This is a genomic window from Nocardia sp. FBN12, from assembly GCF_054031145.1.
The window spans coordinates 6,776,013-6,799,765 of the sequence record NZ_CM132926.1; the positions used below are offsets into that span (position 1 = coordinate 6,776,013).

At 66.0% G+C, this 23,753-nt stretch carries 27 protein-coding genes and 1 tRNA gene; 17 read left to right on the plus strand and 11 right to left on the minus strand.

Going from position 1 to position 23,753, the window contains the following annotated elements; all coding sequences use genetic code 11:
• Positions 1-70: 70 nt before the first annotated feature.
• From ACWZHB_RS32005 to ACWZHB_RS32020, 4 genes are all read left to right on the plus strand, one after another.
• Positions 71-379: a hypothetical protein gene (locus ACWZHB_RS32005; RefSeq protein WP_427905446.1), complete on the plus strand. Its 309-nt coding sequence runs from the start codon at positions 71-73 to the stop codon at positions 377-379.
• Between the two features lie 39 nt (positions 380-418).
• Positions 419-586, plus strand: a complete 168-nt coding sequence (locus ACWZHB_RS32010; RefSeq protein ID WP_084472559.1) for a DUF4236 domain-containing protein — start codon at positions 419-421, stop codon at positions 584-586.
• 96 nt (positions 587-682) lie between these two features.
• On the plus strand, positions 683-1,651 hold the full coding sequence (locus ACWZHB_RS32015; protein WP_427905447.1) for a zinc-binding dehydrogenase: 969 nt from the start codon (positions 683-685) through the stop codon (positions 1,649-1,651).
• Between the two features lie 107 nt (positions 1,652-1,758).
• Positions 1,759-2,334 (plus strand): dihydrofolate reductase family protein, encoded by a 576-nt coding sequence (locus ACWZHB_RS32020; RefSeq protein ID WP_427905448.1) that lies wholly within the window; start codon positions 1,759-1,761, stop codon positions 2,332-2,334.
• On the opposite strand, the gene ACWZHB_RS32025 is transcribed toward ACWZHB_RS32020, so the two are convergent.
• From ACWZHB_RS32025 to ACWZHB_RS32035, 3 genes are all read right to left on the minus strand, one after another.
• Entirely contained in the window at positions 2,316-2,942 is a 627-nt protein-coding gene (locus ACWZHB_RS32025) for a helix-turn-helix domain-containing protein (protein WP_427905449.1), read from the minus strand. The two genes, ACWZHB_RS32020 and ACWZHB_RS32025, sit on opposite strands and share 19 nt — an antisense overlap.
• Before the next feature lie 144 nt (positions 2,943-3,086).
• On the minus strand, positions 3,087-3,506 hold the full coding sequence (locus tag ACWZHB_RS32030; protein ID WP_427905450.1) for a hypothetical protein: 420 nt from the start codon (positions 3,504-3,506) through the stop codon (positions 3,087-3,089).
• A 22-nt stretch (positions 3,507-3,528) separates the two neighbouring features.
• Positions 3,529-4,026 carry a DUF4232 domain-containing protein gene (locus tag ACWZHB_RS32035; RefSeq protein WP_427905451.1) on the minus strand — a complete coding sequence of 166 codons (498 nt, stop codon included), beginning with the start codon at positions 4,024-4,026 and terminating at the stop codon, positions 3,529-3,531.
• Between the two features lie 199 nt (positions 4,027-4,225).
• On the opposite strand from ACWZHB_RS32035, the gene ACWZHB_RS32040 reads away from it, so the two are divergent.
• The 4 genes from ACWZHB_RS32040 (at position 4,226) to ACWZHB_RS32055 (ending at position 7,895) form a co-directional block, all read left to right on the plus strand.
• On the plus strand, positions 4,226-5,767 hold the full coding sequence (locus tag ACWZHB_RS32040; protein WP_427905452.1) for an MFS transporter: 1,542 nt from the start codon (positions 4,226-4,228) through the stop codon (positions 5,765-5,767).
• A gap of 11 nt (positions 5,768-5,778) precedes the next feature.
• On the plus strand, positions 5,779-6,345 hold the full coding sequence (locus tag ACWZHB_RS32045) for a TetR/AcrR family transcriptional regulator (protein ID WP_427905453.1): 567 nt from the start codon (positions 5,779-5,781) through the stop codon (positions 6,343-6,345).
• A 156-nt stretch (positions 6,346-6,501) separates the two neighbouring features.
• Positions 6,502-7,143 (plus strand): type IV toxin-antitoxin system AbiEi family antitoxin domain-containing protein, encoded by a 642-nt coding sequence (locus tag ACWZHB_RS32050; protein WP_427909369.1) that lies wholly within the window; start codon positions 6,502-6,504, stop codon positions 7,141-7,143.
• Positions 7,140-7,895: a nucleotidyl transferase AbiEii/AbiGii toxin family protein gene (locus ACWZHB_RS32055; RefSeq protein WP_427905454.1), complete on the plus strand. Its 756-nt coding sequence runs from the start codon at positions 7,140-7,142 to the stop codon at positions 7,893-7,895. Before ACWZHB_RS32050 ends, ACWZHB_RS32055 begins: the two co-directional genes overlap by 4 nt.
• Before the next feature lie 62 nt (positions 7,896-7,957).
• Here the strand turns inward: ACWZHB_RS32055 and ACWZHB_RS32060 are convergent, their stop codons facing one another.
• Complete coding sequence (locus tag ACWZHB_RS32060) at positions 7,958-8,230, minus strand: DUF2247 family protein (RefSeq protein WP_427905455.1); 273 nt, start codon at positions 8,228-8,230, stop codon at positions 7,958-7,960.
• On the opposite strand from ACWZHB_RS32060, the gene ACWZHB_RS32065 reads away from it, so the two are divergent.
• A complete protein-coding gene (locus ACWZHB_RS32065; protein ID WP_427905456.1) occupies positions 8,217-8,666 on the plus strand; it encodes an SgcJ/EcaC family oxidoreductase in 450 nt (149 codons plus the stop codon). The genes ACWZHB_RS32060 and ACWZHB_RS32065 overlap by 14 nt on opposite strands.
• Positions 8,667-8,971: 305 nt before the next feature.
• Here ACWZHB_RS32065 and ACWZHB_RS32070 read toward each other — a convergent pair whose 3' ends face one another.
• Positions 8,972-10,027: a 2Fe-2S iron-sulfur cluster-binding protein gene (locus ACWZHB_RS32070; protein WP_427905457.1), complete on the minus strand. Its 1,056-nt coding sequence runs from the start codon at positions 10,025-10,027 to the stop codon at positions 8,972-8,974.
• 388 nt (positions 10,028-10,415) lie between these two features.
• Here ACWZHB_RS32070 and ACWZHB_RS32075 point away from each other — a divergent pair, with 388 nt between their 5' ends.
• From ACWZHB_RS32075 to ACWZHB_RS32095, 5 genes are all read left to right on the plus strand, one after another.
• Positions 10,416-11,129, plus strand: a complete 714-nt coding sequence (locus ACWZHB_RS32075; RefSeq protein WP_427909370.1) for an alpha/beta hydrolase — start codon at positions 10,416-10,418, stop codon at positions 11,127-11,129.
• 2 nt (positions 11,130-11,131) lie between these two features.
• Positions 11,132-12,031 (plus strand): SDR family NAD(P)-dependent oxidoreductase, encoded by a 900-nt coding sequence (locus ACWZHB_RS32080; RefSeq protein ID WP_427905458.1) that lies wholly within the window; start codon positions 11,132-11,134, stop codon positions 12,029-12,031.
• Positions 12,032-12,033: 2 nt separating this feature from the next.
• Positions 12,034-12,951 carry a ferritin-like domain-containing protein gene (locus tag ACWZHB_RS32085; protein ID WP_427905459.1) on the plus strand — a complete coding sequence of 306 codons (918 nt, stop codon included), beginning with the start codon at positions 12,034-12,036 and terminating at the stop codon, positions 12,949-12,951.
• Positions 12,948-14,465 carry a flavin-containing monooxygenase gene (locus ACWZHB_RS32090; RefSeq protein ID WP_427905460.1) on the plus strand — a complete coding sequence of 506 codons (1,518 nt, stop codon included), beginning with the start codon at positions 12,948-12,950 and terminating at the stop codon, positions 14,463-14,465. The genes ACWZHB_RS32085 and ACWZHB_RS32090 overlap by 4 nt, the downstream gene beginning before the upstream one ends.
• Before the next feature lie 106 nt (positions 14,466-14,571).
• Positions 14,572-15,354 (plus strand): MerR family transcriptional regulator, encoded by a 783-nt coding sequence (locus ACWZHB_RS32095; RefSeq protein WP_427905461.1) that lies wholly within the window; start codon positions 14,572-14,574, stop codon positions 15,352-15,354.
• Between the two features lie 98 nt (positions 15,355-15,452).
• On the opposite strand, the gene ACWZHB_RS32100 is transcribed toward ACWZHB_RS32095, so the two are convergent.
• From ACWZHB_RS32100 to ACWZHB_RS32115, 4 genes are all read right to left on the minus strand, one after another.
• Positions 15,453-16,100 carry a Uma2 family endonuclease gene (locus ACWZHB_RS32100; protein WP_427905462.1) on the minus strand — a complete coding sequence of 216 codons (648 nt, stop codon included), beginning with the start codon at positions 16,098-16,100 and terminating at the stop codon, positions 15,453-15,455.
• Between the two features lie 99 nt (positions 16,101-16,199).
• Positions 16,200-16,275 (minus strand) — tRNA-Arg (locus ACWZHB_RS32105).
• Between the two features lie 74 nt (positions 16,276-16,349).
• Positions 16,350-17,123, minus strand: a complete 774-nt coding sequence (locus tag ACWZHB_RS32110) for a DUF1542 domain-containing protein (protein ID WP_427905463.1) — start codon at positions 17,121-17,123, stop codon at positions 16,350-16,352.
• Between the two features lie 94 nt (positions 17,124-17,217).
• On the minus strand, positions 17,218-18,360 hold the full coding sequence (locus ACWZHB_RS32115) for an acyl-CoA dehydrogenase family protein (protein WP_427905464.1): 1,143 nt from the start codon (positions 18,358-18,360) through the stop codon (positions 17,218-17,220).
• A gap of 72 nt (positions 18,361-18,432) precedes the next feature.
• Here ACWZHB_RS32115 and ACWZHB_RS32120 point away from each other — a divergent pair, with 72 nt between their 5' ends.
• Positions 18,433-18,813, plus strand: a complete 381-nt coding sequence (locus ACWZHB_RS32120) for an ArsR/SmtB family transcription factor (RefSeq protein WP_427905465.1) — start codon at positions 18,433-18,435, stop codon at positions 18,811-18,813.
• 111 nt (positions 18,814-18,924) lie between these two features.
• The gene (locus tag ACWZHB_RS32125) at positions 18,925-20,559 is read left to right on the plus strand and encodes a long-chain fatty acid--CoA ligase (RefSeq protein ID WP_427905466.1); all 1,635 of its coding nucleotides are present in this window, start codon (positions 18,925-18,927) and stop codon (positions 20,557-20,559) included.
• A gap of 176 nt (positions 20,560-20,735) precedes the next feature.
• On the opposite strand, the gene ACWZHB_RS32130 is transcribed toward ACWZHB_RS32125, so the two are convergent.
• Both ACWZHB_RS32130 and ACWZHB_RS32135 read right to left on the minus strand, forming a co-directional pair.
• Entirely contained in the window at positions 20,736-21,128 is a 393-nt protein-coding gene (locus ACWZHB_RS32130; protein WP_062982488.1) for an SCO5389 family protein, read from the minus strand.
• Between the two features lie 70 nt (positions 21,129-21,198).
• Positions 21,199-22,245, minus strand: coding sequence for an NAD(P)H-dependent flavin oxidoreductase (locus ACWZHB_RS32135; RefSeq protein ID WP_427905467.1), 1,047 nt, complete (start codon positions 22,243-22,245; stop codon positions 21,199-21,201).
• A 266-nt stretch (positions 22,246-22,511) separates the two neighbouring features.
• Between ACWZHB_RS32135 and ACWZHB_RS32140 the strand changes: the two genes are divergently transcribed.
• Positions 22,512-23,378, plus strand: coding sequence for a M23 family metallopeptidase (locus tag ACWZHB_RS32140; protein WP_427905468.1), 867 nt, complete (start codon positions 22,512-22,514; stop codon positions 23,376-23,378).
• The last annotated feature ends 375 nt before the right edge of the window (positions 23,379-23,753 follow it).

The window sequence follows — 23,753 nt, forward strand, 5'->3', positions numbered from 1 at the left end:
TTCGGGTCTCATGGTGCCGGTTTATTCCGCTCGGCGCGGTACCTTTCAGATACCAGCGAAAGGGGAGGTCATGTCGGTAAGTGTCAGGCCCGTGCGGTCGTCGGTCGACGCCAGACTCGGTCCCGTCGAATTGATCACCGGCGGATTGCTGTTGATCGCCGTCGCACTGGGAATGATCGGTCCCCTGATCGCCGCCCTGCTGATCCGTCGCAGCGGCGCGGGCCGAACCGACGCCATGGCCTCTGTCCCCCTGATCCTGCTGACCCTCGCCGTAATCCTGGCGACCACCGCCGGCCTCACCATGTTCGCCATCGCCCACCGCAGGAGCTCGGACGCGGGCCGCGCGGCCGGGGCGCCTGTGGAAACCGGTGGGAGATAACCGGATCGGCTATCCTGGTGGTGATCAGGGAGGCTGTTCATGCCCATCAAGTTCCGTCAGCGCAAATCCTTCGGACCGCTGAAGTTCAATTTCACCCAATCGGGCCTGTCGTCCTGGGGCATCAAGATCGGCCCATGGTCCTGGAACTCCCGCACCCGCAAGAACAGCGTCGACCTCCCCGGCCCCCTGAGCTGGCGTCAGCGCTGAGCTGACACCGAACATCTCGGCGACGGCTTTACCTCAACCACGGTTGACGAAATAGCGTCTGTCTCATCAGTGGAGCACGGATGAGAGTGGGCGGTAATGCGAGTCGTTCGGGTAGTGGAGTTCGGCGGTCCCGAGGTGATGGTGTTGGGGGAGGCGCCTGATCCGAGCGCGGAGGCGGGCTCGGTTGTGGTCGATGTGGCGGTCGCGGGGATGTCGTTCGTCGAAACGCAGATCAGGCGGGGCGTCGACAAATGGCATGCCGAGCCCGCGTTGCCCTATGTGCCAGGCAGTTTGGTGGCCGGGACGGTGAGTTCGGTGGGGGCGGGAGTGGACCCGGCTTGGCTCGGGAGGCGGGTTGTCGCCGGAACCGAGGCCGGTGGCTTCGCCGAGCGCGCGGTGGCCGACGCTGAGGACCTGTTCGCGGTGCCGGACGGTGTGGAGCTATCGGATGCCATTGCGCTGCACAGTGATGGCAGCACCGCGCAGGGGCTGGTCGAGCAGGCTCGGATCCGCCCCGGTGACTGGGTTCTCGTCGAGGCGGCGGCCGGTGGTGTCGGCAGCCTGTTGGTGCAGCTCGCCCGGTTGGCGGGTGCTCGGGTCGTCGGGGCCGCCCGTGGCGAACGCAAGCTCGAACTGATTCGGGAGCTGGGGGCCGACGCCGCCATCGACTACTCCCGTCCGGGCTGGGCCGCGCAGGTGCTCGACGTGACCGGTGGAGCGGGAGCGGATGTGGTGTTCGACGGTGTCGGTGGCCGGATCGGGCGGTCGGCGTTCGGGGTGACAGCGCGTGGCGGGCGGTTCTCGATCCACGGTGCTTCCAGCGGCGATGTCACCGTGGTGGATCCCGCTGAAGCGCTGCGCGAAGGCGTGGAAGTGCTCGGCATCGAGCAGCTGTTCGGGTTCGGGCCGCATGCGGTGCGATGGGCTGAGCAGATGTTCGCCCATGCCGTTGCCGGGGTCGTCCGGCCGGTGATCGGACAGACCTTTCCGATGGAACACGCTGCGGACGCGCACCGTGCGATCGAGAACCGCACCGCCCTCGGGAAGACCTTGCTGTTGATGTGACCGCCGCCGATGAATCGCACGTGTCGGTTTCGTCCAAGACAGTGTGGGACCGAGTTCCCTAGGCTGACCGCAGGCAGTTTTCGACGCTCGTATTCAGGAGGATTGTGATGGCACGCGAACTGGTTTACACGGGATTCATGTCGCTCGACGGCGTGGTGGACTCACCGGGCGGAAAGGCCGAGGGGCACCGCAGTGGCGGATGGGTGATGGAGACCGAGTTCGTGCCGGAGGCGTATTCGCTCAAGGGTGAGGAACTCGCCGACACCACCGCGTTGATGTTCGGCCGTCGCAGCTACGAGGCGTTCGCTCCGATCTGGCGTGATTCCGAGGACCATGCCGCCTACAAGGATCTGCCCAAATATGTTGTCTCCGAGACACTTACCGATGATGCGTTGATCGACGGATGGGGCGAGATCACCATCCTGCGCTCGACCGCCGACATCGAGAAGCTCAAGCAGACCGACGGTGGCCCGATCTACATCCACGGCAGTGCTGAACTGGCCCAGCGACTTTCGGACGTCGACCTGATCGATCGCTACAACCTGCTGGTGTTCCCGGTGCTGCTCGGTGCGGGCAAGAGCCTGTTCGGCCGGGCCGATCGCCCCAAACAGCAACTGCGCCTGCGTGACTCGGCGACCTACTCCAACGGCATCGCGAAAATGGTCTACGACGTCGTGCGCTGACCGATATCCAGTGCGATCGCGCCCTCGCTACCCTCGCGCAGCTGCCGCGCCGTCCGGCCGACGAACCGGCGCAGCGCGCGGGCGAGATGGGGTTCGTCGTAGTAGCCGAGCTTGTCGATCACATCGCCCGGCACCTCCCCCGCGCTCAGCAACAGCGCCGCGGTACGCGCACGCTCGATCTGGCGGACCGCGCCCTGGGTGAGGCCGGTTGCCGCCCGAAATCGACGTTCGAGTGTGCGCTCGGTGATCGCGGGCGTCAGACCACGCAGGGTGTCGGCGACCAGGGCATCGCGGACCACGACACCCTGGCCGACAAGCCGCTCGACGAGCGCTTCCGCGTCGTCGGCGCCCGGTGTCTCCCAGCGTTCGCCGTCCAGCCAGAATCCCCGCGTGCTCACATCCGGCAGCACGATCCCGCTGTCGACCAGGCTCGTCGCGGTCACCGCCCGCAATGATGTGCCGACCGCGAACTGGATGCCGACGAAGTCCGCGCCCTCAGGGACCGGCGCGGTGCCGGTCGCGACCTCCGGCCCGGTGACCGCCGCGTGCGGCACACCCTGCTGCTCCCAGAACACCAATCCCCAGGTCTCGGTAGCCACGGAAGTCATCTCCGCGACCTGCTCACTCCGGCAGCTCCAGACCGACTCCACCCACGGCGAATCCGATAACCGGCTCTCGAACACCAATCCCACGGTCGCGAGCCTAATCGCGCGAGGCGTCGGATTTCGGCGAAGCCGGCCTGGTCTGCGGTCTTACGGGAGCGGCAGGCAGGAGCTCCCGGTGTTCACACCGCGCCCGACGACGTCGACTGTCACGTACTGCGCGGAGGTGTACTGCCCTGGCTTGAACTGCTGGGCGACGAGATTTTGCCGACCGGTGTACTCGGGTGTCCAGTCGAAGGTCGCGGTGCTGTTCTCCGGGTGATAGACAGCGACCCCGAGCCGCTTGCCGTTCCCGGGAACCGAGCCACCGCTGATGCCGATGCTCACCTCACCGGCCTCGGAAACCGGAGCGTCGACGTTGACCGTCACCGTGTAGGCGCATCCGGTCCGCAGACCTTCGGTCGGCTGTTCCACACTCAGCCCGGTCACTGCCGCGGCGGCGTTCGGCGCGGCCATCATCATGACGGGCACGGCACCGAGCAGCACGGTGAAGCCGATTCGGCGATTCATAGGGGTTCCCTTCTTCATGTGATCAGGCCGATCGCAGTGGACCGATGAAGGTGCCGGGGTGGGTGGCGCCGTCCTGCCGGGAGACGCTGCCGACCTGCGGCCACGGCACCTGCAACTGGGTGGTGGTGTCGGGCGGTGTCAGGACGATCGTGGTCGGCGTCCACCCGTGCGCTCCGTCCGAGAGGTAGGTGAGTTCGCTGCTCACGGCGGCGCCCGGCGCGACCGTCACGGGGGCGAAACCGGTTTCCTGGCGGGGCAGTGAGTAGATCGGCCCGTAGGTGGGGTTGTCTGGCCCGGCCAGGTCGACGCCCGGATAGCCCTGGACCAGGCAACTCTGCTGGGACGTGTTGGTGAGCACGATCCGCAGCGAGTTCTGCTGGGTCGAGGGCGCCGGGTCATGCTGGGTGGTCGCGGTCAACATCTCGGCCGAGCAGATCGGCAGCTGTGCGGAACTGATAGCCGGGACCATGAACGTCGCCGGAACTGCCGCTGCCGCAACTGCTATCGCTCGTCTCATCATCACCTTCAGTATTCCTCTCCATGCAGGCTGAAAACCAGGCCGTTGGTTGATAGGGGAAGCTCCGCTCGTTCGTTAACCAATCGAACGATATCCATCAGGCTGGTACCGCGAAGTGAGGAGTGGCGGCACCGCAGCGGTCATTATTCTTGAACGATGGTACAACTAGTACGATAGTTCAATTATGCTGGGAGGCGGCGAGATGAGCGCGGGACAGTCGGCTGGATGGAGAGAATGGGGTGGTCTGGCACTGTTGGCGTTGCCAACCATGCTGCTGGGGCTGGATGTGACGGCGCTTTACCTGGTTGTCCCGGGTTTGGCCGTGGACCTGGATCCGACCGCGACCGAGACGCTGTGGATCATGGATGCCTACGGCTTCTTCATCGCCGGGCTACTGATCACGATGGGAACGTTGGGCGACCGGATCGGACGCCGCCGGTTGCTGATGATCGGCGTGACGGCGTTCGCCGCAGCCTCGGTCTTGGTGGCGTTCGCTCCTACGGCCCTGTGGCTGATCGCGGCCCGTTCGCTCCTCGGCGTGGCCGGGGCAACCCTGATGCCCTCGACTCTTTCCCTGATCAGCACCACATTCACCGACGTCCGGCAACGGGCATTGGCCATCGGGATCTGGGCGACAATGTTCGCTTTGGGGATGGCCGCGGGCCCGGTCGTGGGTGGGGTCCTGAGCTCCGCCTTCTGGTGGGGCGCGGTCTTCCTCATCGCAGTCCCGGTCGCATTGCTGGTGCTGGCCGGCGCACCGGTGCTCCTGCCGGAGCACCGGACGCGTGCCGGTCGGCTCGACCTGCTCAGTGTCGGGCTGTTGCTGGCGGCGATGCTGTCGATCATCTACGCGATCAAACATGCCGCCGCCCACGGCATGGACCTCCAGGCTGTGGGAGTCTTCCTTGTCGGTGGCGGCGCCACAGTCGTGTTCGTCCGTCGTCAGCTGCGCCTTGCCGAGCCGCTGCTCGACATGAAGCTGTTCACCAGTCGGGCCTTCTCCGCAGCATTGTCCGTATTGCTGATCGGCCTTGTCGGGTTCGGTGGCGTGATGTTCCTGGTCACCCAGTACCTGCAGCTCGTCGCAGACCTCTCGCCAACGACGGCTGGGCTGTGGATGGGCCCGCCCGCGGTGGCCATGCTCATCGGGGCCATCGGGGCGCCGCTCGTGGCCGGCCGCATCTCACCGGGAGTGGTCATGGCGGCCACTTTGGCGCTGTCGCTGGCCGGATACACCCTGCTAGCGATGGCCGGAACCGACAGCAAGCATGCTGTCGTCGCTGGATTCACCCTTGTCTACCTCGGGCTCGGGGTCGTCGCCGCGCTGGGCACCGATATCGTCGTGGGTGCGGCACCACCGGAAAGGGCAGGATCGGCGGCTGCACTGTCCGAGACCGTGCAAGAGCTCGGCATCGCCATCGGCGTCGCGCTCCTGGGAAGCTTCACCACCGCGATATACCGGAGAAGCATCGAGGTTCCCTCCGGCCTATCGGCACCGGCGGCCGAGGCCTACGGCAACAGCCTCTCCGGAGCCTCATCCCTGGAGAACCAGATATCAGCCGACGCTCTCGACCACGCGCGAACCGTGTTCACCAGCGGACTCAACGCCGCGTCTCTCGCAGCAGGTATTGCCATCTCGGTCGCTTCTGTGGCCTGCTTCGTGATGCTGCGGCATCTCCAGCCCCTCGGCGCCGCAGATCATGAGGCCGAGCCGGTAGCCTCGACATCCGGGAGCAAGCGATGACGGATAAAGCGATGTCAACTGACCAAGACACTGTCGACGGGCGCAAACTGCGCGGCCGACGCCGACGAGCTCAGATCATCGAGGCGACGCTGGAGATCGTCCGCCGCGACGGTGCGACCGGCGTCACCCACCGCACCGTCGCCAAGGAAGCCGGGATCACCACCAGCCTGACCCTCTACTACTTCGCCACCATGGACGATCTGTTGATAGCCGCCCTGACCAGCGTCACGGAGGCATACACGCACCGCATCCGTCAGCTCATCGACACCGATGACGACCCACTCGGCGGCCTCTCCGAGCTCATCGCCGAATCTGCCGGGCCTGGACGTGAGCGAGCTCTCGCCGAGCGGGAGCTGTCGACCCTCGCGGCACGCCGACCAGCCCTACGACCAGTCGCGCGACGCTGGCGCGACAACGTCGCCGAACTCGCCCGAACACAGACTGACGATCCCGATCTGATCGAAGCCGTCGTCGCTTTGTCCGACGGCCTGTGCACCGCCATCCTCCTCAACGACCACGAGGCCGACCCCGACCACATCCGAGCAGTTCTCAGCAAAGCACTACTGAGCAGTCGGTAGGCCGCATCTCATCTGGAAAGCCCGGAACCACGGCAACATGTACAACAGCAACGCATAGACACTGGTGGAGTGGGCGGCCGTCACCAATCCAGTAGTATGCATTTAGTTGGGTAATAGCCAACTAAATGCATACTATTACCAGGAGGTGTGGTGCTGATGGCGGAGCATCGCAGCACCGTGCTGCCCGGCGAACTCTGGCGGGCGCCCCTTCGAACCCTTCGGCCGCAGGATTTGGCCGACATCTACGCACAGCCGCGCCCCGAGATGGCGCGGCTCGTCGATCGGGGCGTGCTGCATCGCGTTGCTCACGGCTACTACGTGATCGTCGCGCCGGACCATGTCGGCCGGACCTGGCTGCCCGCCCTGGAGGCCGTCGCCGCCGGTATCGCGACCTCGATTTACGGGCCGGATCGGGCCATTGTCATGGGAATCAGCGCGGCTCGCGTACTGGGAGCCGTGCCGCGTGCGCTGGCGACCGCGATTGTCGCTGTTCCGCGCCAGCATCGGCCGATCGCACTGACCGATCGCTCGGCGCAAGTCCGGTTTACTCGTCGCGATACAGACGCACTCGACGCCGAGCGTATCGAAACGCCGCTGGGCCCTGCGCTGGTCACGACGCCGGAACAGACCGTGCTCGATCTGGCCCGACGTCCAGAGCTGGGCAATGCCGAGGCGGAGGTTCGTCCGGCGATCGAGACCCTCTACCGTCGGAGCGATCCGGCACGACTCACGGAGCTCGCTTCTGATCAGCGCCTGGGTGCGGCCCTTCGGCGCGCGCAAACCTGGGTGGGGGCATGAGGATCGACGAACGCGACAGTGTCGCAGTTCAATTCGGTGTTTCGCCGGAGCAGGTCGAACGCGACCATCTGATCTCCCATCTACTGGCGGCAATCAGTCGAAGGTTCGGCGAGCGGCTGCACTTCATCGGCGGAACCGCCCTTGCCCGTACGCATCTGGTAAGCGGCAGACTCAGCGAAGACATCGATCTGGTTGCCTTGGACAACCGGACAGTGCTGGCAGCCGAACTCGACGCTGCTCTACCGCGATCGGTCGCGCGAAGCTATGGTCGGCTGGAGTGGGCGCCGTCGTTGAGCACTGTCCCGGATACCGGTGCCGCCCACCTTCGCTCCGCGTCCGGTGTTTCGGTCAAGATCCAGTTGCTGTCGGCGCGTGGTAGACCGGTGTGGCCGACCGAGCTCCGCAACCTCGAGCAGCGCTACACCGACGTGCCACCGTCCGAACTTCTCGTGCCCACACTGCCGGCTTTTGTCGCGGGAAAGACCGTGACATGGCATGACCGGCGCGCATCACGCGACCTGTGGGACCTGTGGGCGCTGAACGGCATCGGTGCGATCGACGACACTGCGGGAGTGTTGTACCGCAGGCACGGCCCGACCAACCGGCTGCCTGCCCCGCAGTTGTTCGATCGAGCACCGGACGAGGCCGACTGGAACGCACAACTGGCCGGCCAGACTCGGCTGACGATCAGCGCCGAGATAGCGCGGTCCGCGGTCCGAGCCGCCTGGACGCGAATTACGAACAGCCGCTGAGCGTCGATCGCGTGGTGCCCTCGCGACTTTGGCGGAGCTCTGCAGCCACCCGTCCGACCAGGTTATTCGTTCCCGCGCGGCCGTTCCGGGTCGCGATCGACCCAGAAGTACTGCCACCGCTGCGTCAGGTATTTACATACTCGCTCCTCGAGACCCGTCATGCCAGGTGTGGCACCGGCTGGTGCAGGCATGAACGGGATGAACGGTTCCATTTCGGTGGGGTGCTCGAAATCGGAGTACAGCAACTCGATGGCCTCGACGTGGAGTGACCTGACCGCAGCTCTTGACCTGAACCATTGTTGAGGGTCGAGAGTTTCTCTCATGAGTACGAACATGATTCAGCCCCCGGTCGTCGACGACGACACCGTGGACCACACCGCCGACATCGCCGCGATTCGTCGGATCATCACCGACACGCAGACCGCGTACAACACCAACGACGCAGAACTCATGACCGCGCAGTTCACCGCGAATGCCGTGGTGGGCAATGCCGTTGGCATGCTGATCAGCGGGCGTGACGCGCTGCTCGATGCGAACAGGCGCGGGTTGGCCGGATTCCTGAAGGATGAATACGTCCGATACGACATCGCCGACGTGACTTTCTTGCGCCCAGACGTGGCTATCGCTCGCAAGACGGCACGCGCCACCACCGCCGACGGCAGCCTGATCGACCCCGAGCCGGCAATGGTCGCGCTCTACGTCCTGGTCAAGCAGGACGGGCGGTGGTGGACCGCGGCCCGGCAGAACACCTTGGTGCCGTCAGCGGAGTGATCCCGACGGCCGCGCAATTCTGCCGATTCCCGGCGCCACCTCGATCGGGCATGTGACGGAGGATCCGGGTGCTGTGTGAATCCTTCGCTGCTTCTGCGACGTTTGGGCTCGTCTGCGGCAAGTTCGTTGCGGTGAACGGTGAGCGCCTTCTGGCTAAGGGGGATCGCAAGGGGATCGACTGGTAAGGAGCAGGGGAAGACGTGCCCCTTGCTGTGCCGTACACCTGCGTCGGCTTCCGGGCTTGTGCTGTAGCGATTTCGCAGTCTGGTTCACCCGCGATACCTGTGCCGGCATCGGGGTGTTGGTCAGATGTCGAATGCGATGTCGAGGTGCTCGCTGCGCGGTAGAGATTGGCACGCCAACCGGCTACCACGCGCGAGGTCGTAGTCGTCGAGTGTCTGGTTGTCGAGCATCTCGACCTCGCCGGAGAGCAGGGTGTAGGCGCAACCTCCGCAGGTACCTTCGCGACACACGTAAGGGGCATCGAGACCTTTGTCGAGCAACACGTCGAGCAGGACGGTGCTCGTGGGCCAGGCGATGGTGTGCTCTTCGCCTTCGAGTTCGACGGTGGCGGTGACCTGATCGCCGTCGGCGCTCGATACCACCGGGCGCGCCTCGAACGCGTCGGACTCGAGCGAGACGAAGACCTCGTTGTGGATCCGAGCTTCGTCGATTCCCTTGCTGGAGGCCGCTGCTCGGGCCACGGTCATGAACGGGCCCGGCCCGCAGATGTAGACGTGGGCGCCCGTCGGATCCGCGATGGCTGAGGCGATCAGTGTGGCGTCGGGTAGACCGTGCTCGGTTTCGAGCAAGTGCACGACGGTGAGCCGGTCGGCATGGCGCTGCGCCAACTCTGCGAGGTCGCGGTCGAAGATGACCGATTCGCGGTCGGTGTTGGCGTACACCAGGGTGATCGGATTCCGGTGCGCGACAAGGGCAGTGCGCAGAATCGACATGACGGGGGTGATCCCGCTGCCTGCTGCGAGCAGGACGAAGGGCGCGTCCCAGTCGCGGGGCACGAAGTTGCCCGCGGGTGGCAGCGTGTCGAGGACCATTCCGGCGGTGACGTTGTCGCAGATCCAGTTCGACGCACGGCCGTCACGTACTCGTTTGACCGTGACAGCGGGCAGATTGTCTGCCGCGGGCGAACTCGACAGCGAGTAGCAGCGAGCGAGCGGGCCGTCCTGTCCCGGTACGCGCAGAGTCAGGAACTGGCCTGCGCGGTAGCGCACCGTGTTTCCCGTCGGCGAATTCAGGACCAGGGTTACCGCATCGGCCGTCTCGCGGACCACTTGGTGAACGGTCAGCTGGACTACCGGGCTGGCGGGTTCAGGGCGAGTCGAGTTCGCGGATCGGGTCATTTCTAGCTCCTGACTTGCAGATCTTCACCATCGGCGACCATCCGGTTAATTGTCACTCGATAATGAGCCATTGACAAAGGGCGCATTGGTCACTGATGCTAAGTCCATGGTGAGAACAGAGTCAACGGCGACTTTGACCCGCCCGGTACCGCGTGACGCGTCTGTCAGAACTCGGGTCGCGGCGGCAGGGTCGGTAATGAGCATTCGTCAGGTAAACAACGTGCTGCCCAGCAACAAGGTAGGAATCGGTGTGGGTCGCGCCCTGATAGCGGCAGTCATGGCTGTCGGCGGCCCCGTCCTACCCGGAACGCGAGTCACTCGGGTTGAGTCGGGCGCTACTCGGGGCGAGATGATTCGGGCGGCCGGTGTGGCCAGTGGATCTCGGGTGATGTACTACATTCACGGCAGCGGCTACGTGGTCTGCTCGGCGCGAACGCATCGCGGCCTGGCGTCTCGGCTGTCGAAGGTGACGGGACTGCCCGTATTCGTCCTGGACTATCGGCTCGCGCCCGAGCATCGTTTCCCGGCCGCGGCCGACGATGTCGCCGCCGGCTACCAGTGGCTGCTCGACCAGGGGCACCAGCCCGGTGACATCGTCGTCGGCGGTGATTCCGCGGGTTGTCATCTCACCCTCGACCTGCTCTTGCAGAACCACCGTTCGAACACAGCGCAACCGGTCGGCGCTTTCATGTTCTCGCCGCTGATGGACCTGTCGCTCACCATGGCCGAACGGCTCGATCGCCACCGGCCCGACCCGATGGCAGCGGCCGTGACCGGGCGCAAGTTGATCGGGCTCTACACCGAGCCCGAACCGGCGCAATCACCGCGATTGAAGCTGTCGATTCCGCCGAATGCGGCACTGCCGCCGCTGTTCATCCAGGCCTCGGCCGAGGAGATGCTCAGCGACGACGCCCGCCACCTTGCCGAGATGGCCGCGGCGGCCGCGACACCGTGTCGGCTGGAACTGTGGCCGGGTCGCATTCACGTCTTTCAAGCCCTCCCTTTGATGGTCCCCGAAGCCGCATCGGCGCTGCGACATGTCGCGGACTTCGTCACCGATGCGTTCTCGGCCGCGGATTTTCTTGCGGCGGAAGCGAGTTGAGTATGAATCTGCTGGAATCGTTCCAGAAGGCTCTCGGCAGGCAGCAGCGCAGCTATGACGCCAAGGCCGTGGTCACGGGAGCGGGCAGCGGCATCGGCCGCGCCTTCGCGATGGAGTTGGCGGCGCGCGGCGGCGAAGTCGTCTGCGCCGATATCGACAAAGATCGTGCTGAGGAGACCGTGCGTCTGATCCAAGCGCGGTACGGGCGACCCGCGCACGCCATGTTCTGCGACGTCTCCGAGCGAGCCGATGTGCAGCGCCTCGCCGACTTCGCCGACGAGGTCTTCGGCGGTGCGCCGACGGTCGTCGTGAACAACGCTGGTGTCGGTATCGGCGGCAAGCGCGTCGGTGAGATCGGCTTCGGCGACTGGGAATGGGCGCTCGGCATCAACCTGTGGGGCGTGGTGCACGGGTGTGAGATCTTCGCGCCCAAGCTTCGCGCGGCAGGCCGTGGCGGCATCATCAACGTCGCCTCGGCGGCCGGCTTCACCGCGGCACCCGCGATGGCGGTGTACAACACCTCCAAAGCAGGTGTGCTGTCGCTGTCGGAGACCATGTCCGCCGAATTCGCCGGTACCGGGGTCGCGGTGACCGTACTGTGCCCGACCTTCGTCAAGACCAATGTCGTCAGCGACGGCCGGATCACCTCGGGCTCATCACGCCTGGCCGACGGCCTCATGCGGCTGACCGGGTTCGCACCCGAGCGGGTTGCCGCCGGCACCCTCGACGCGCTCGACCGCAACCGCCTCTATGTGCTGCCCCAGCTGGATGCCCGGCTTATCTGGCAGCTCAAGCGGACTTTCCCCGCGACCTACACCAACGTTCTCGGATTGCTGAATCGCTTTCTGCCCCAGGAAGACACGACCGAGACCACCGACGATTTCGACAAGAAGGGAGTCTGACGATGTCGTTCGACTTCGATGACATGCTGGCAAAGATCAAGGCCCGCCAATGGGCGCTGGCCGATATCGACTGGGACGCCCCCGGCGCCGAGATGATCGACCCGGAACTGCACGCGAAGCTCAAGCCGTTCCTCACCGATCTGATGTGGATCGAGAACGTCGGTGCACGTGGTTTCGCCGCGATGGCGAAGAAGGCGCCCACCGAGACGCTCGCCGAGATCTATCGGTATTTCCACGCCGAGGAGCAGCGGCACGCGAACGCCGAATTCGCCTTGATGCGCCGATGGGGGATGCTCGACGGTGACGAGATGCCAGAGCCGAACATCAACGTCAAGCTGGTGATCGACTTCCTGGACAAGTATGCCGACGGCATGTCGATGTCCTTCCTCGGTACCGTCATCCCGATGCTCGAGGTCGCCCTCGACGGTGCGTTGATCAAGTTCATCACCGACGAGGTCAAGGACCCGGTCGCCCAGCAAGTCTTCAAGAAGATCAACGCCGACGAATCGCGGCACCTGGCCACCGATTACGCGGTGATGGAGCTGCTCGGACACGCGACAACGCGCAAGCTCGCCATCGACTTCATCGGTGGCTGGGCCAAGCCGTCGCTGATCATCGGCACGCTGAGCTACGTCCCACTGCTGAACAAGATGCGCGACAACGTCGTCGACATGGGTGTGTCCGAGGAGCGGCTGTACGCGGCGATGGAGCGCTTCGCCGCGGTGGCCGAGCGGGCGCCGATCGTGAACCGTGTGCCGATGTATCGGATCGTGCGCATGCACAGCCGCTGGGTCATCGACCGCGGTCACAAATACCACCTGCTCGCCGACTCGCTGGTCAAGGTGACTGCGCGCTTCCCTGAACGCTTCCTGCGGAACCCCAGCTGGTCCAAGGCTCTCACCTACGAGCCCGCGGCATGAGCGCCGTGGTCAAGCCACTGGACGTGGCGATCATCGGCGCGGGCTTCGCCGGCATCGGTATCGCGTTGCGGTTGCGTCAGCGTGGCGTGAACGACTTCGCGATTCTGGAGCGTGACACCCGCGTCGGCGGCACCTGGCGCGACAACACCTACCCCGGCGCCGCATGCGATATTCCGTCGCGGCTGTACTCCTACAGCTTCGCGCCGAACCCGGACTGGTCCAAGACGTATTCGGGCAGTGGTGAGATTCTCGACTACATCGAGAACATGGTCGATTCGTATGGCGTTCGCCCCTTCATCCGGTTCGGTCAGAATGTCACCGGCCTGGAGTTCGACGAGGCCGAAGGCCTGTGGTCGATCACCATCGAGGGCCGCGACAAGCTGTTGCGGGCGCGCTCGGTCATCGTCGCCTCCGGACCGTTGTCCAACGCGAGTTTCCCCGCCATCCCCGGCATCGACGACTTCGCGGGCAAGAAGGTCCACAGCGCCCGCTGGGACCACGACTACGACTACGCGGGCAAGAAGGTTTCCGTGGTCGGCACCGGCGCCAGTGCCGTGCAGATCGTGCCCGAGATGGTCAAGACCGCCGCATCGGTGAAGGTCCATCAGCGCACGCCCGGCTGGGTCCTGCCGCGGGTCAACCGGGAAACCAGCGGCCTGGCGAAGAAGCTGTACCAGCGCTTCCCGGTCACCCAGTCGCTGGCGCGTGGCGCGTGGTTCTGGGGACATGAGACCGTCGCGCTCGGTGTTGTCTGGGAGAGCCCGCTCACCCGCGTAGTCGAGCGGGTCGCCAAACTGCACCTGCGGGCACAGGTGCGTGACCCGTGGCTGCGTCGCCAGCTCACCCCGGACTTCCGGGCCGGCTGCAAACGGCTGTTGATGAGCAGCGACTACTACCCGGCGCTGCAAGCGGACAACTGCCAGCTCAACAACTGGCCGATCGTCAAGATCGTCCCCGAGGGCATCCTCACCGCCGAGGGCGTCGTGCATCGTGCCGACTGCATAGTGTTCGCGACCGGATTCGAGGTGTCCAAATCCGGGGCACCGATCCCGATCACCGGTCGCGGCGGCCGCACACTCGACGACGAATGGAGCCGCGGCTCCTACGCGTTCAAGAGCGTGGCGGTCGCGGGTTACCCGAACCTGTTCTTCACCTTCGGTCCCAACTCCGGACCGGGCCACAACTCGGCACTGGTGTACATGGAAGCCCAGATCGAGTACATCGCCGAGGCGATCGGCCTGCTGCTGCGCCGCGACCTGCGCACGCTCGAGGTCGACAAGCAGCGGCAAGACGAGTACAACATCGAAATGCAGCGGCGCTTGGCGTCGACGACCTGGAATTCCGGCTGTAGCAGCTGGTACCTCACCGAAGACGGGTTCAACGCGACAATGTATCCCGGCTTCGGCACGCAGTTCGTGCGTCAACTCGACGAACTCGACCTCGACGACTACGTCGTTACTTCGCGTGTGGTCACCGAGATCGGCGATATCAACCGGATGCCTGCGTTCGGCTAGGGTATGTCGATATATAGCTTGTGCCTCCGGTTCCGTCACGCGGGCCGGAGGCACAGGCATATCGGGGCGACGTGGGTATAAGGGACAGGGCGACCGAGGTGATGACGTGAGCGAGTACCGCATCGACGAACTTTCCCGCGCGGCGGGCACGACCAGCCGCAATGTACGCCTCTACCATGAGCGAGGTCTGCTGCCCGCCCCGATCAGGCGCGAGGGTAGAGCCAATATCTACGACGACACCCACCTCGGTCGTCTGCGCCTCATCGACCGCATGCTCACGCGTGGTTTCACCATCGCCCATATCGCCGACTTCATCACCAGCTGGGAGACCGGCAAGGACATCACCGAGGTCCTCGGCCTGCAGAGCGCGGTGACGGCAGCCTGGGGTCACCGCGACGAAGAGCTGACGATGTCGCGCGAGACCTTCGAAGCCATGGTCGGCGATCCGGAAAACGGGCCCCTCGCCAACGCCGAGGTCGACCGGCTGATCGAGTTGGGTGTGGTGCAGCCGGGTGCGGAACCCGGCACCATCGAAGTGCTCCAAACCAACCTGATCGACGTGTTCGTCCAGCTGAACAAACACGGAATCGCGACGTCGACACAGATCGACATGCACGCACGGATCTCGGCGCGCCTCGAGGAAATCGCGAGCATGATGATCGGTACCGCTCGAGACATCATTATCGGTGAGCACGGCGTCGGCTGGCTCCCCGAATCCGACAGCGAAATCGCCACACTGACCCACACACTCAATTATTGGCGCGAACTCGGCACCGAGGCTGTCCGCGACAGCTTGGATCGGGCATTCGAGCGTGTCCTAGCCGATGAGCTCGGTAGATACCTGGACGCGGCGGCACAGGCCAGGCAGTCCCAGCGCGTCGAATCCTGAACGATTCATCGAGTCTGCCCGGCACCTCTCTGTCTGCTGACGGTGGGTTGCGCCCGGCAGGATGCGAACCTGTGGCCTACCGAAACGGGCGAGTGTGCTCAATATTCGAGGTCGGTCCAGCTGAGGGTGAGAGGGAACGGGTGGCTCAGCTCGATTTCGGGATGGGCGGTTGGTGACCATTCGCTGACCAGGGCGTATTGGCGCGGCCGCAGAGGAGTGACGCCTGCTGGCAGGTCAGTGGGCGTCGCCAGAACGTAGGTCAAGACGGTGTCGATGCGTCGGCCTTCCCGGTCGAGCAGCACCTCCCAATATTCGCCTATCCCGGCTTCGGCGTAGCGCGCTTGTTTTGTCAGCAATTGACCGATGTGGTTGGACGGGGAAAGTACTTCGCCGACGATGACAACGTGCTCGGCGAAGATCGGTGTCCATGGTTCGTCGGGGCGGTGGTAGACCATGAAATCCGGGGTGAGGAAGTCGTCTTTGGTGCGATTCAGGAAGACATTGGTTTCGGTGTCCACCTGCCAGCATTCACCAGGACGGGCTTTCATGCTGCGTCGCGCGGCGTTCTCCAGTGCGTTGCGCAAGCGAGTAGCGAAGCGTTGGTGCTCTGGCGGACCGGTACGAACCCAGACCGGATGCCCTTTGACCAGTTCGATACGTTCCGACTGGTCAGGGGGCAGGGCGCTCAACTCGGCCCAGGTCATACGAAGGGGCAGTTGGGGGAACTCCGTTGACGGAGTCGACATCGTCATCCCTCCTCGCACCAGGCGAAACTCTGGTGCCCTCGGCAGGATTCGAACCTGCGACCTGCCCTTTAGGACAAACGGGTGGGGCCTCGGTCGTTGTGGTGCCCTCGGCAGGATTCGAACCTGCGACCTACCCTTTAGGAGAGGGTTGCTCTATCCCCTGAGCTACGAAGGCGTGGCCAGGCTCGGCTGGCCGAGCTGAGTATAGCGTGGGGGCGGGCTCGGTGGCGTAGGCCTGTGGGCTTGGGGTCAGAAGGCGTCGAAACCGCCGCCGCCGCTGTCGAAGCCGCTCCCGCTGTCGTAACCGTCGCTGCCGCCGAAATCGGTGCCGCTGTCGCCTTGGTCGAATCCGCCCTGGTCATAGCCGGGATCAATGGCAGCTTCGCCGGTACCGTCCTCGAACGCCTGCGCGTCGTAGCCGACCCCGCCCATTCCGGCGAACAGCGTCGTGAACAGCAGGGCCGAACCCGCACCCCAGGCTCCGGCGATCAGTGCGGGCTTCCACCAGGGCTCGGAGTACCAGCCCGCGGGGACGGGGCGGCCTGCCACGCGGCCGCCGGGGAAGTAGTTCGGGGTGCCGGCGGAGGGGGCGGGGGAGGCGGTGATGGCGCGGCCGTTGTGGGCGACGGTGCGCTGTTCGTCGACCTGACCGGCGATGTCCTGGCCGTCGATGGCGGGGATCGGGGGGCCGGGGTCCATGTCCATCGCGATTCGGGCGGCCCGGATGTAGTAGAGGCCTTCCAGTGCGGATTGCTTGGCGAGCCGGGCTTGGGTGGGGGAGCCCGCGCGGTCGATCTGGCCGCCTGCGGCGTTGTATCGCTCGGAGGCGTCGGCCAGGGCCTGGCGGGCGGCTTCGTTGCGGGGTGAGAGCTGGTAGACCTGCCCGCCGAGTCGCTCGATCGTCACCCTCGCGTCGGCCTGCGCCTCCTCGAGCTCGCGCGCGTTCCGCTTGTTCTGTTCGGCACGCAGGTACAACAGAGCAACGACGCACACAACCACGATCACGATCAACCACCAGAGCATCGCGCGCCTCATTTCGTCGAGGTGTCGAGATGTCATCCAGTTTACTGATCGGTTGCCCAAACGCATTGACCGGCGTTGATCAGCGCGTTGCCTATTAGCTACCGGCGAGGTGGCGGGCGATGACCAGGCGCTGGATCTGGTTCGTTCCTTCGAAGATCTGCATGACTTTCGCTTCGCGCATGTAGCGCTCGACGGGGAAGTCCTGGGTGTAGCCGTAGCCGCCGAAGACCTGGACCGCGTCGGTGGTCACCTTCATGGCCGCGTCGGTGGCGACCAGTTTGGCGACCGAGGCCTGGCGCGAATACGGCAGGCCCGCGTCGCGGCGGCGGGCGGCGTCGAGGTAGGTGGCGCGGGCGGTGTCGACGGCGGCGGCCATGTCGGCGAGGACGAAGCCGAGGCCCTGGTGGTCGATGATCTTGCGGCCGAAGGCTTCTCGCTCCTTGGCGTAGGCGACCGCTTCGTCGAGGGCGCGCTGGGCGACACCGGTCGCGACGGCGGCAATGCCGAGGCGGCCCGCGTCGAGCGCGCTGAACGCGATCGAAAGTCCCTGTCCCTCTTCGCCGATGCGACGCTCGGTGGGCAGGAAGGCATCGTCGTAGGCGGCGGTGGTGGTGGGGATGCCGCGCAGGCCCATCTTCTCCTCGGGCTTGCCGAAGCTCAGGCCCTCGGTGTCCGCGGGGACCAGGAAGCAGGAGATGCCACGCGAACCCTCGCCGGTGCGGGCGAACAGCGTGTAGAAGTCGGCGCGACCGCCGTTGGTGATCCAGGCCTTGGTGCCGTTGAGGTTGTAGCCGCCGTCGACGGGGGTGGCCCGGCAGCGCAGCGCGGCCGCGTCGGAACCGGCGTGCGCTTCGGAAAGGCTGTAGGCGCCGATCGTTTCGCCCGACAGCATGCCCTCGAGCCACTGCTGCTTCTGTTCGTCGGTGCCGTAGGTGAACAGCGGATGGCACGACAGACCGTGCACGCTCACGGCGACAGCGACAGCCGCCCAACGGCTCGCGATCTCCTCGAGCACCTGCAGGTACACCTCATAGGGCTGCGCGCCACCACCGAATTCCTCCGGGTAAGGCAGGCTCAGCAGCCCGGCCGCACCGAGCGCGGGGAAAACGCCGTCGGGAAAGACGCCGGTCTTCTCGCTCTCGGCGACCCTCGGCTCCAGCACCTTGTCGGCGATATCGCGGGTCAGTTCGATCAGGTCGCGCGCCTCGTCGGTGGGCAGCATCCGGTCAACAGCCATGCTCGTCACAGTAACTGCCGTTCACATCGCCGACTGTGGCGAGGCGAACACTCGCGGCTCTATTATCTGCGTATGAACGCAGATGCTCGTTCGCCCCTTGCCGAGGACCAGGTGGGGTTGGTGGTCGAGGTGTTCCGGATGCTGGCCGACCCGACCAGGGTCCAGGTCCTCTGGGCGCTGGCCGAGGAAGAACTCTCGGTGAACGAATTGGCGAGCCGAGTCGGCAAGCCGGGCCCCTCGGTGTCCCAGCACCTGGCGAAATTGCGCATGGCGCGGCTCGTGCGCACCCGTCGCGAGGGGACCACCATCTACTACAGCCTCGACAACGATCACGTCCGCAGCCTGGTCGTGGACGCGGTACACAACGCCGAACACGCCGGTCCTGGCGTGCCGTCGCACCATAGCGGTCCTGATGGTCAGCCGCCGCACGCGGAGCCGCCTGGTTCGCGATGACGATTCGACCTGCAGGAATGTTGTCGGAGGAAACGATTGCGAGCCTCAAACCTTTCGGTAGCATCCGTTGTGACGTGGCTCATGCCACGGCAGGGACTTGAAGGAGCACCGATGCTGAGCACCATGCAGGACGACCAGCTCTCGCTGGCCAAACTGCTCAACTATGCCGCTACTTTCCAGGGCGATTCGACAGTGTCCACGTGGACCGGTGACGGTGTTCGCACCATGACCTACCGCGAGCTGGGCGCCGATTCGGCTCGGCTGGCCAACGCGCTGCGTGGTCTCGGCATCGAAGAAGGTGACCGCGTCGGCACCTTCATGTGGAACAACAACGAGCACATGGTCGCTTACATCGCGGTGCCCGCGATGGGCGCGGTGCTGCACGCGCTCAACATCCGGCTCTTCCCCGAGCAGTTGGTGTTCGTCGCCAATCACGCCGAGGACAAGGTCGTGCTCGTCGACGGCACGCTGCTGCCGCTGTTCGCGCAGTACCTGCCGAACCTGAAGACCGTGAAGCACGTGATCGTCGTCAACGGTGATGCCGCCGCGCTCACCGCGCCCGAGGGTGTCGCCGTGCACTCGTACCGCGAGCTGCTCGACGCCCAGTCCGCCGACTTCGACTTCCCGGTCGTCGACGAACGCTCCGCCGCCGCGATGTGTTACACCTCCGGCACCACCGGCGACCCGAAGGGCGTCGTCTACTCGCACCGCTCCAACTGGCTGCACGCCATGCAGGTGAACTCGCCCAACGGCATGGGTTTCCAGGGCTCGGACTACGTGCTGGCGATCGTGCCGCTGTTCCACGCCAACGCGTGGGGCCTGCCGTACGCGGCGCTGATGTCGGGCGCCAACGTGCTGATGCCGGACCGTTTCCTGCAGCCCGGCCCGCTGCTGGAGATGATGGCCGCCGAGAAGCCGACCTTCGCCGCCGCCGTGCCCACCATCTGGGGTGGCGTGCTTGCCGCGCTTTCGGCGGCACCGCAGGACATTTCGCACCTGCGCACCGCGGTAGTCGGTGGCTCCGCGGTGCCGCCCGCGATGATGCGCGCCTTCGAGGAGAAGCACGGCGTGCGCATCCTGCACGCGTGGGGCATGACCGAGACCTCCCCGCTGGGCAGCGTCGGGCACCCGCCCGCCGGCGTCGAGGGCGAAGAGGCCTGGACCTACCGCTACACCCAGGGTCGTTTCCCGGCCAACGTCGAGGCCCGGCTCGTCGGCGACGACGGCAAGGTCGTCCCGAACGACGGTGAGTCGCTCGGCGAGCTCGAGGTCCGCGGCGCGTGGATCACCGGCTCCTACTACTCGCCCACCGGCGCTGACATCGACCCGGACAAGTTCGACGACGGGTGGCTGCGTACCGGCGATGTCGGCAAGATCAGCCCCAACGGCTACCTCACCCTGGTCGACCGCTCCAAGGACGTCATCAAGTCCGGTGGCGAGTGGATCTCCTCGGTGGACCTGGAGAACGCGGTGATGGGCCACGCGGCCGTCGCCGAGGCCGCGGTCATCGGCGTGCCGGACGAGAAGTGGGACGAGCGCCCGCTGGTCGCCATCGTGCTCGCCGAAGGCGCCGCTGCCGAGGCCGCCGAACTGCGCGACTACCTGGCCGACAAGTTCGCCAAGTGGCAGCTGCCCGAGCGCTGGACCTTCATCGCCGAGGTCCCGAAGACCAGCGTCGGCAAGTTCGACAAGAAGCGTCTGCGCGCCCAGTACGCCGAGGGCGAACTGGACGTAGTCACGGTGTAAGACAGCGAAAGGCGGGCGTGGAATCGCTTCCACGCCCGCCCTTTTGTACTGCGAGCTACGTTATTCGCGGCCCGCCCGATTCTGGACTGACCAGAGGGTGCGACGAAGGAGTGCCCGCCGGGAGGGAAGAATCGGGGCCCGAAGGGCCGCGAACCGCGGCGCCAGCCGCCAAGAACTCAGCAGTTCCGGAGCTCGGGGCTCTGGTTCAAGAGCTGGGCGCGGGGGCTGATGTAGCGGGTGTAGGTCTCCCCGCCGACGGCCGACAGCGGGAACGCCGCGACCCGATGGCAGTTCTGAAAAGCCAGCTTCACACCGAAGTGCCGTTCCAGGCCACCGCGAATGGCGTCGGAGGCCAGGGCACGCAGCAGCTGGCCGCGGGCCACCTCGTCCGGCGGCGGTACCCGGTTGTCGGCGTATTCGTCGGTGCCGGTGCGCAGGTCGTCCGCGACCCGGCTCACCACCTCCCATGCGTAAGGCAATGAGGTACGGACACATTCGACGAATTCGGCGTCGTCGATATCGCCCTGCTCGGCGCGTTCGAGTAGTGCGGCGGGAACATCGAGGGACATGGCGCTCTCCTCCTGCTTGGGGGTGGTCGGCGGGATGCGATGCCAGGTCGAGTCTAAACGAAATCGGTTGTCAATAACCCTGGATTCGTTCCGAAAGTGCTTTTCGGAGTGCGCTTTTCGCGTCCGAGGCCAGGTCGGCGACGAGTTCGCCTGCCGGTTGCCCGGTGCTCAGCGAATGAGCTTGCCCCGCCCACAGATTCACTTCGTCGGTGTTGCCACCCGCGCGCGCGGCGGCCCGCAACGGGGCGGTGGCGTAATGGATTTCGGGGTAGGCGGCCGGCGCGTCGGCGGTGTGTTCGACGAGGAAACGGTTGCGGATCCCGCGAGCGCGGCGTCCGGTGAAGGCGCGCGTGAGCATCGTCGGTTCCGGCGTCCCGATCGCGCCGCGGTGCACGGCATTGGTGCCCGCCTCCGGGCAGCGCAGCAGCGCGGTCCCGATCTGCGCCGCCGATGCCCCGGCCGCCAGCACGCCGGCCACGCCCGCACCCGTCGCGATCCCACCCGTCGCGACGAGCGGGCGGGAGGTGACGGCGGTGAGCAGCTGGATCAGGGTCAGCAGGCCGGGTGGGTCGATCGGATCGCCGGCGGGGTCGTCGAGGAAGCTCGCGCGGTGCCCGCCCGCCTCGGCACCCTGGGCGATCAACACGTCGGCGCCCGCGTCGACGGCGATCAGTGCCTCGTCGGGGGAGGTGACCGTCACCCACACCTCCGAACCGACCGCGTGCAGCCGGTCCACCTCCACCGCGGTGGGGCAGCCGAAGGTCGTCGAGACCACCGCCACCGGATCGGCGACCAGGAGATCGAGCTTGTCGGCCCAGCCGTCGGTGTCGTGTTCGGGGGTGCCGAGTGGGAATTCGGCGCCGAGTTCGGCGAGGTAGGTCGCGTACGCGGACGGATCGGCCACTGCTCCCGGTGCGAACAGGTTCACGCCGAACGGCGCTGTGGTGGCCGCTCGCGTCGCCTCGATCTGCGCTGCGAGCGCCTCGGTGCCGAGGTAGCCGGCGGCGAGCTGGCCGAACCCGCCCGCGGCCGCGACGGCGACCACCAGTTCGGGTGTGGACGGGCCGCCTGCCATGGGCGCGGCGACGATGGGGACGGTCAAGGTCTCGATCACCATGGGTCGAGTGTGGTCGGTCGAGGCCGTGTTCAGGCCACCTGACGGCGCGTGTGATGGGTTCGACACGGTGATCGTTACTGTGTGACACGCCATCTACCTGCGACTTCGCAACGCAAGGTTGCGGAATGGTCACGGCCGGGTAGTGTTCCCGTCACAACGTATGCCGAACCGTTACACATAGTTCGGCAGTGGAGAACACCCAGGTGGTCTCCGGGCCGGTCGCAGACCGGTTTCGTTTCCTTGTTGTCGGACGCTAGGACGAGATCTTGTCGCAGCACCGTGTGGGTCCCGAATCCATCTCCGTGCAGGACCTGCTTGCGCACGCGGATGGCCGGAGCCCGAGCAGGAGCAGGCACCGCGCCGAGGCCTCGCGCACCGATCGGGTGCGAGTCGCCGCGAGTGCCGCGGTCGCCGCGGGCGCCCTGGTCGGCGTCACCGCCCAGATCGCCCCCGCCCTGGCTTTCGCCGCGCCGCTGCTGCCGACCCACGACGACAGCGTCGAGGAATCGGTCGTTCCCGAGTCCGCCCGCCAGGACGTCGACCTCGTCGCCGCGCAGCAGGTCTCCGCGCACGTCGAGACTCCGGCGCCGGTAGACGCGGTCGCCGCGCCGATCGCCGCCCCCGTGGCCGCGCCCTTCGGCATCGGCAACCTGCCCCCCGAGATCTCCGGCCCGCTCGGCCAGGTCGAGGACATCCTGCAGGGCATTCAGCATCAGGTCGCGCCGCCGCAGGCCACCCGCCCGGTCGCGGGTCCGATCAGCTCCGGCTTCGGCGCCCGCTGGGGTGCCATGCACTACGGCCTCGACTTCGCCGACTCGATCGGCGCCCCGATCAAGTCCGTGTCCAGCGGCACCGTCATCGAGGCGGGCCCGGCGTCGGGCTTCGGCCTGTGGGTGCGCGTGCTGCACGACGACGGCACCACCGGCGTCTACGGCCACGTCAACGAGATGCTGGTCAGCGAGGGCCAGCGGGTCAACGCGGGCCAGGTCATCGCGACCGTCGGCAACCGCGGCCAGTCCACCGGCCCGCACCTGCACCTCGAGATCTGGGATCAGGGCGGCGGCAAGATGGACCCGATTCCGTACCTCGCCTCCAAGGGTGTCCCGCTCGAGTGGGGCCCTTCCGCGCACTGATTATCTGGAGCGCTGGCGCGCTCGAGTTCGCGGCCACGGGTGTCCCGTCGATCAGGCACCGTTGCTTGCTCCTTCGTCGCCTACGCAACGGCGCCTGATCGACGGGAAGGCCGCGAACCGCCGCTGCGCGGCGCCCCTCCCTAAGGGTCGGGGTTCGCGGTTTGCTCTGACAGCGTTAGTGAGTGACGGTGGCTCTTATGAGCCCCGTCACTTTGCTGTTGGTGGGGGCAACACGTTCCTGGGCCGGGCCGATAGTCCTCTTGGCCCCGAGCACTGGGGGCACACGACTCGGACATTATGTCGTCGGTCTATATGATGGCTCGATCTGCACGATGCGGCAGCCGCACGGGCAGGCTCGATGTGAGAGGTGAATGA

Coding starts and splice junctions, on each gene's coding strand:
- ACWZHB_RS32005 (WP_427905446.1), top strand. CDS start 71: ATGTCGGTAAGTGTCAGGCCCGTGCGGTCGTCGGTCGACGCCAGACTC.
- ACWZHB_RS32010 (WP_084472559.1), top strand. CDS start 419: ATGCCCATCAAGTTCCGTCAGCGCAAATCCTTCGGACCGCTGAAGTTC.
- ACWZHB_RS32015 (WP_427905447.1), top strand. CDS start 683: ATGCGAGTCGTTCGGGTAGTGGAGTTCGGCGGTCCCGAGGTGATGGTG.
- ACWZHB_RS32020 (WP_427905448.1), top strand. CDS start 1,759: ATGGCACGCGAACTGGTTTACACGGGATTCATGTCGCTCGACGGCGTG.
- ACWZHB_RS32025 (WP_427905449.1), bottom strand. CDS start 2,942: ATGACTTCCGTGGCTACCGAGACCTGGGGATTGGTGTTCTGGGAGCAG.
- ACWZHB_RS32030 (WP_427905450.1), bottom strand. CDS start 3,506: ATGAATCGCCGAATCGGCTTCACCGTGCTGCTCGGTGCCGTGCCCGTC.
- ACWZHB_RS32035 (WP_427905451.1), bottom strand. CDS start 4,026: ATGATGAGACGAGCGATAGCAGTTGCGGCAGCGGCAGTTCCGGCGACG.
- ACWZHB_RS32040 (WP_427905452.1), top strand. CDS start 4,226: ATGAGCGCGGGACAGTCGGCTGGATGGAGAGAATGGGGTGGTCTGGCA.
- ACWZHB_RS32045 (WP_427905453.1), top strand. CDS start 5,779: ATGTCAACTGACCAAGACACTGTCGACGGGCGCAAACTGCGCGGCCGA.
- ACWZHB_RS32050 (WP_427909369.1), top strand. CDS start 6,502: ATGGCGGAGCATCGCAGCACCGTGCTGCCCGGCGAACTCTGGCGGGCG.
- ACWZHB_RS32055 (WP_427905454.1), top strand. CDS start 7,140: ATGAGGATCGACGAACGCGACAGTGTCGCAGTTCAATTCGGTGTTTCG.
- ACWZHB_RS32065 (WP_427905456.1), top strand. CDS start 8,217: ATGAGTACGAACATGATTCAGCCCCCGGTCGTCGACGACGACACCGTG.
- ACWZHB_RS32060 (WP_427905455.1), bottom strand. CDS start 8,230: ATGTTCGTACTCATGAGAGAAACTCTCGACCCTCAACAATGGTTCAGG.
- ACWZHB_RS32070 (WP_427905457.1), bottom strand. CDS start 10,027: ATGACCCGATCCGCGAACTCGACTCGCCCTGAACCCGCCAGCCCGGTA.
- ACWZHB_RS32075 (WP_427909370.1), top strand. CDS start 10,416: ATGTACTACATTCACGGCAGCGGCTACGTGGTCTGCTCGGCGCGAACG.
- ACWZHB_RS32080 (WP_427905458.1), top strand. CDS start 11,132: ATGAATCTGCTGGAATCGTTCCAGAAGGCTCTCGGCAGGCAGCAGCGC.
- ACWZHB_RS32085 (WP_427905459.1), top strand. CDS start 12,034: ATGTCGTTCGACTTCGATGACATGCTGGCAAAGATCAAGGCCCGCCAA.
- ACWZHB_RS32090 (WP_427905460.1), top strand. CDS start 12,948: ATGAGCGCCGTGGTCAAGCCACTGGACGTGGCGATCATCGGCGCGGGC.
- ACWZHB_RS32100 (WP_427905462.1), bottom strand. CDS start 16,100: ATGTCGACTCCGTCAACGGAGTTCCCCCAACTGCCCCTTCGTATGACC.
- ACWZHB_RS32110 (WP_427905463.1), bottom strand. CDS start 17,123: ATGCTCTGGTGGTTGATCGTGATCGTGGTTGTGTGCGTCGTTGCTCTG.
- ACWZHB_RS32115 (WP_427905464.1), bottom strand. CDS start 18,360: ATGGCTGTTGACCGGATGCTGCCCACCGACGAGGCGCGCGACCTGATC.
- ACWZHB_RS32120 (WP_427905465.1), top strand. CDS start 18,433: ATGAACGCAGATGCTCGTTCGCCCCTTGCCGAGGACCAGGTGGGGTTG.
- ACWZHB_RS32125 (WP_427905466.1), top strand. CDS start 18,925: ATGCTGAGCACCATGCAGGACGACCAGCTCTCGCTGGCCAAACTGCTC.
- ACWZHB_RS32130 (WP_062982488.1), bottom strand. CDS start 21,128: ATGTCCCTCGATGTTCCCGCCGCACTACTCGAACGCGCCGAGCAGGGC.
- ACWZHB_RS32135 (WP_427905467.1), bottom strand. CDS start 22,245: ATGGTGATCGAGACCTTGACCGTCCCCATCGTCGCCGCGCCCATGGCA.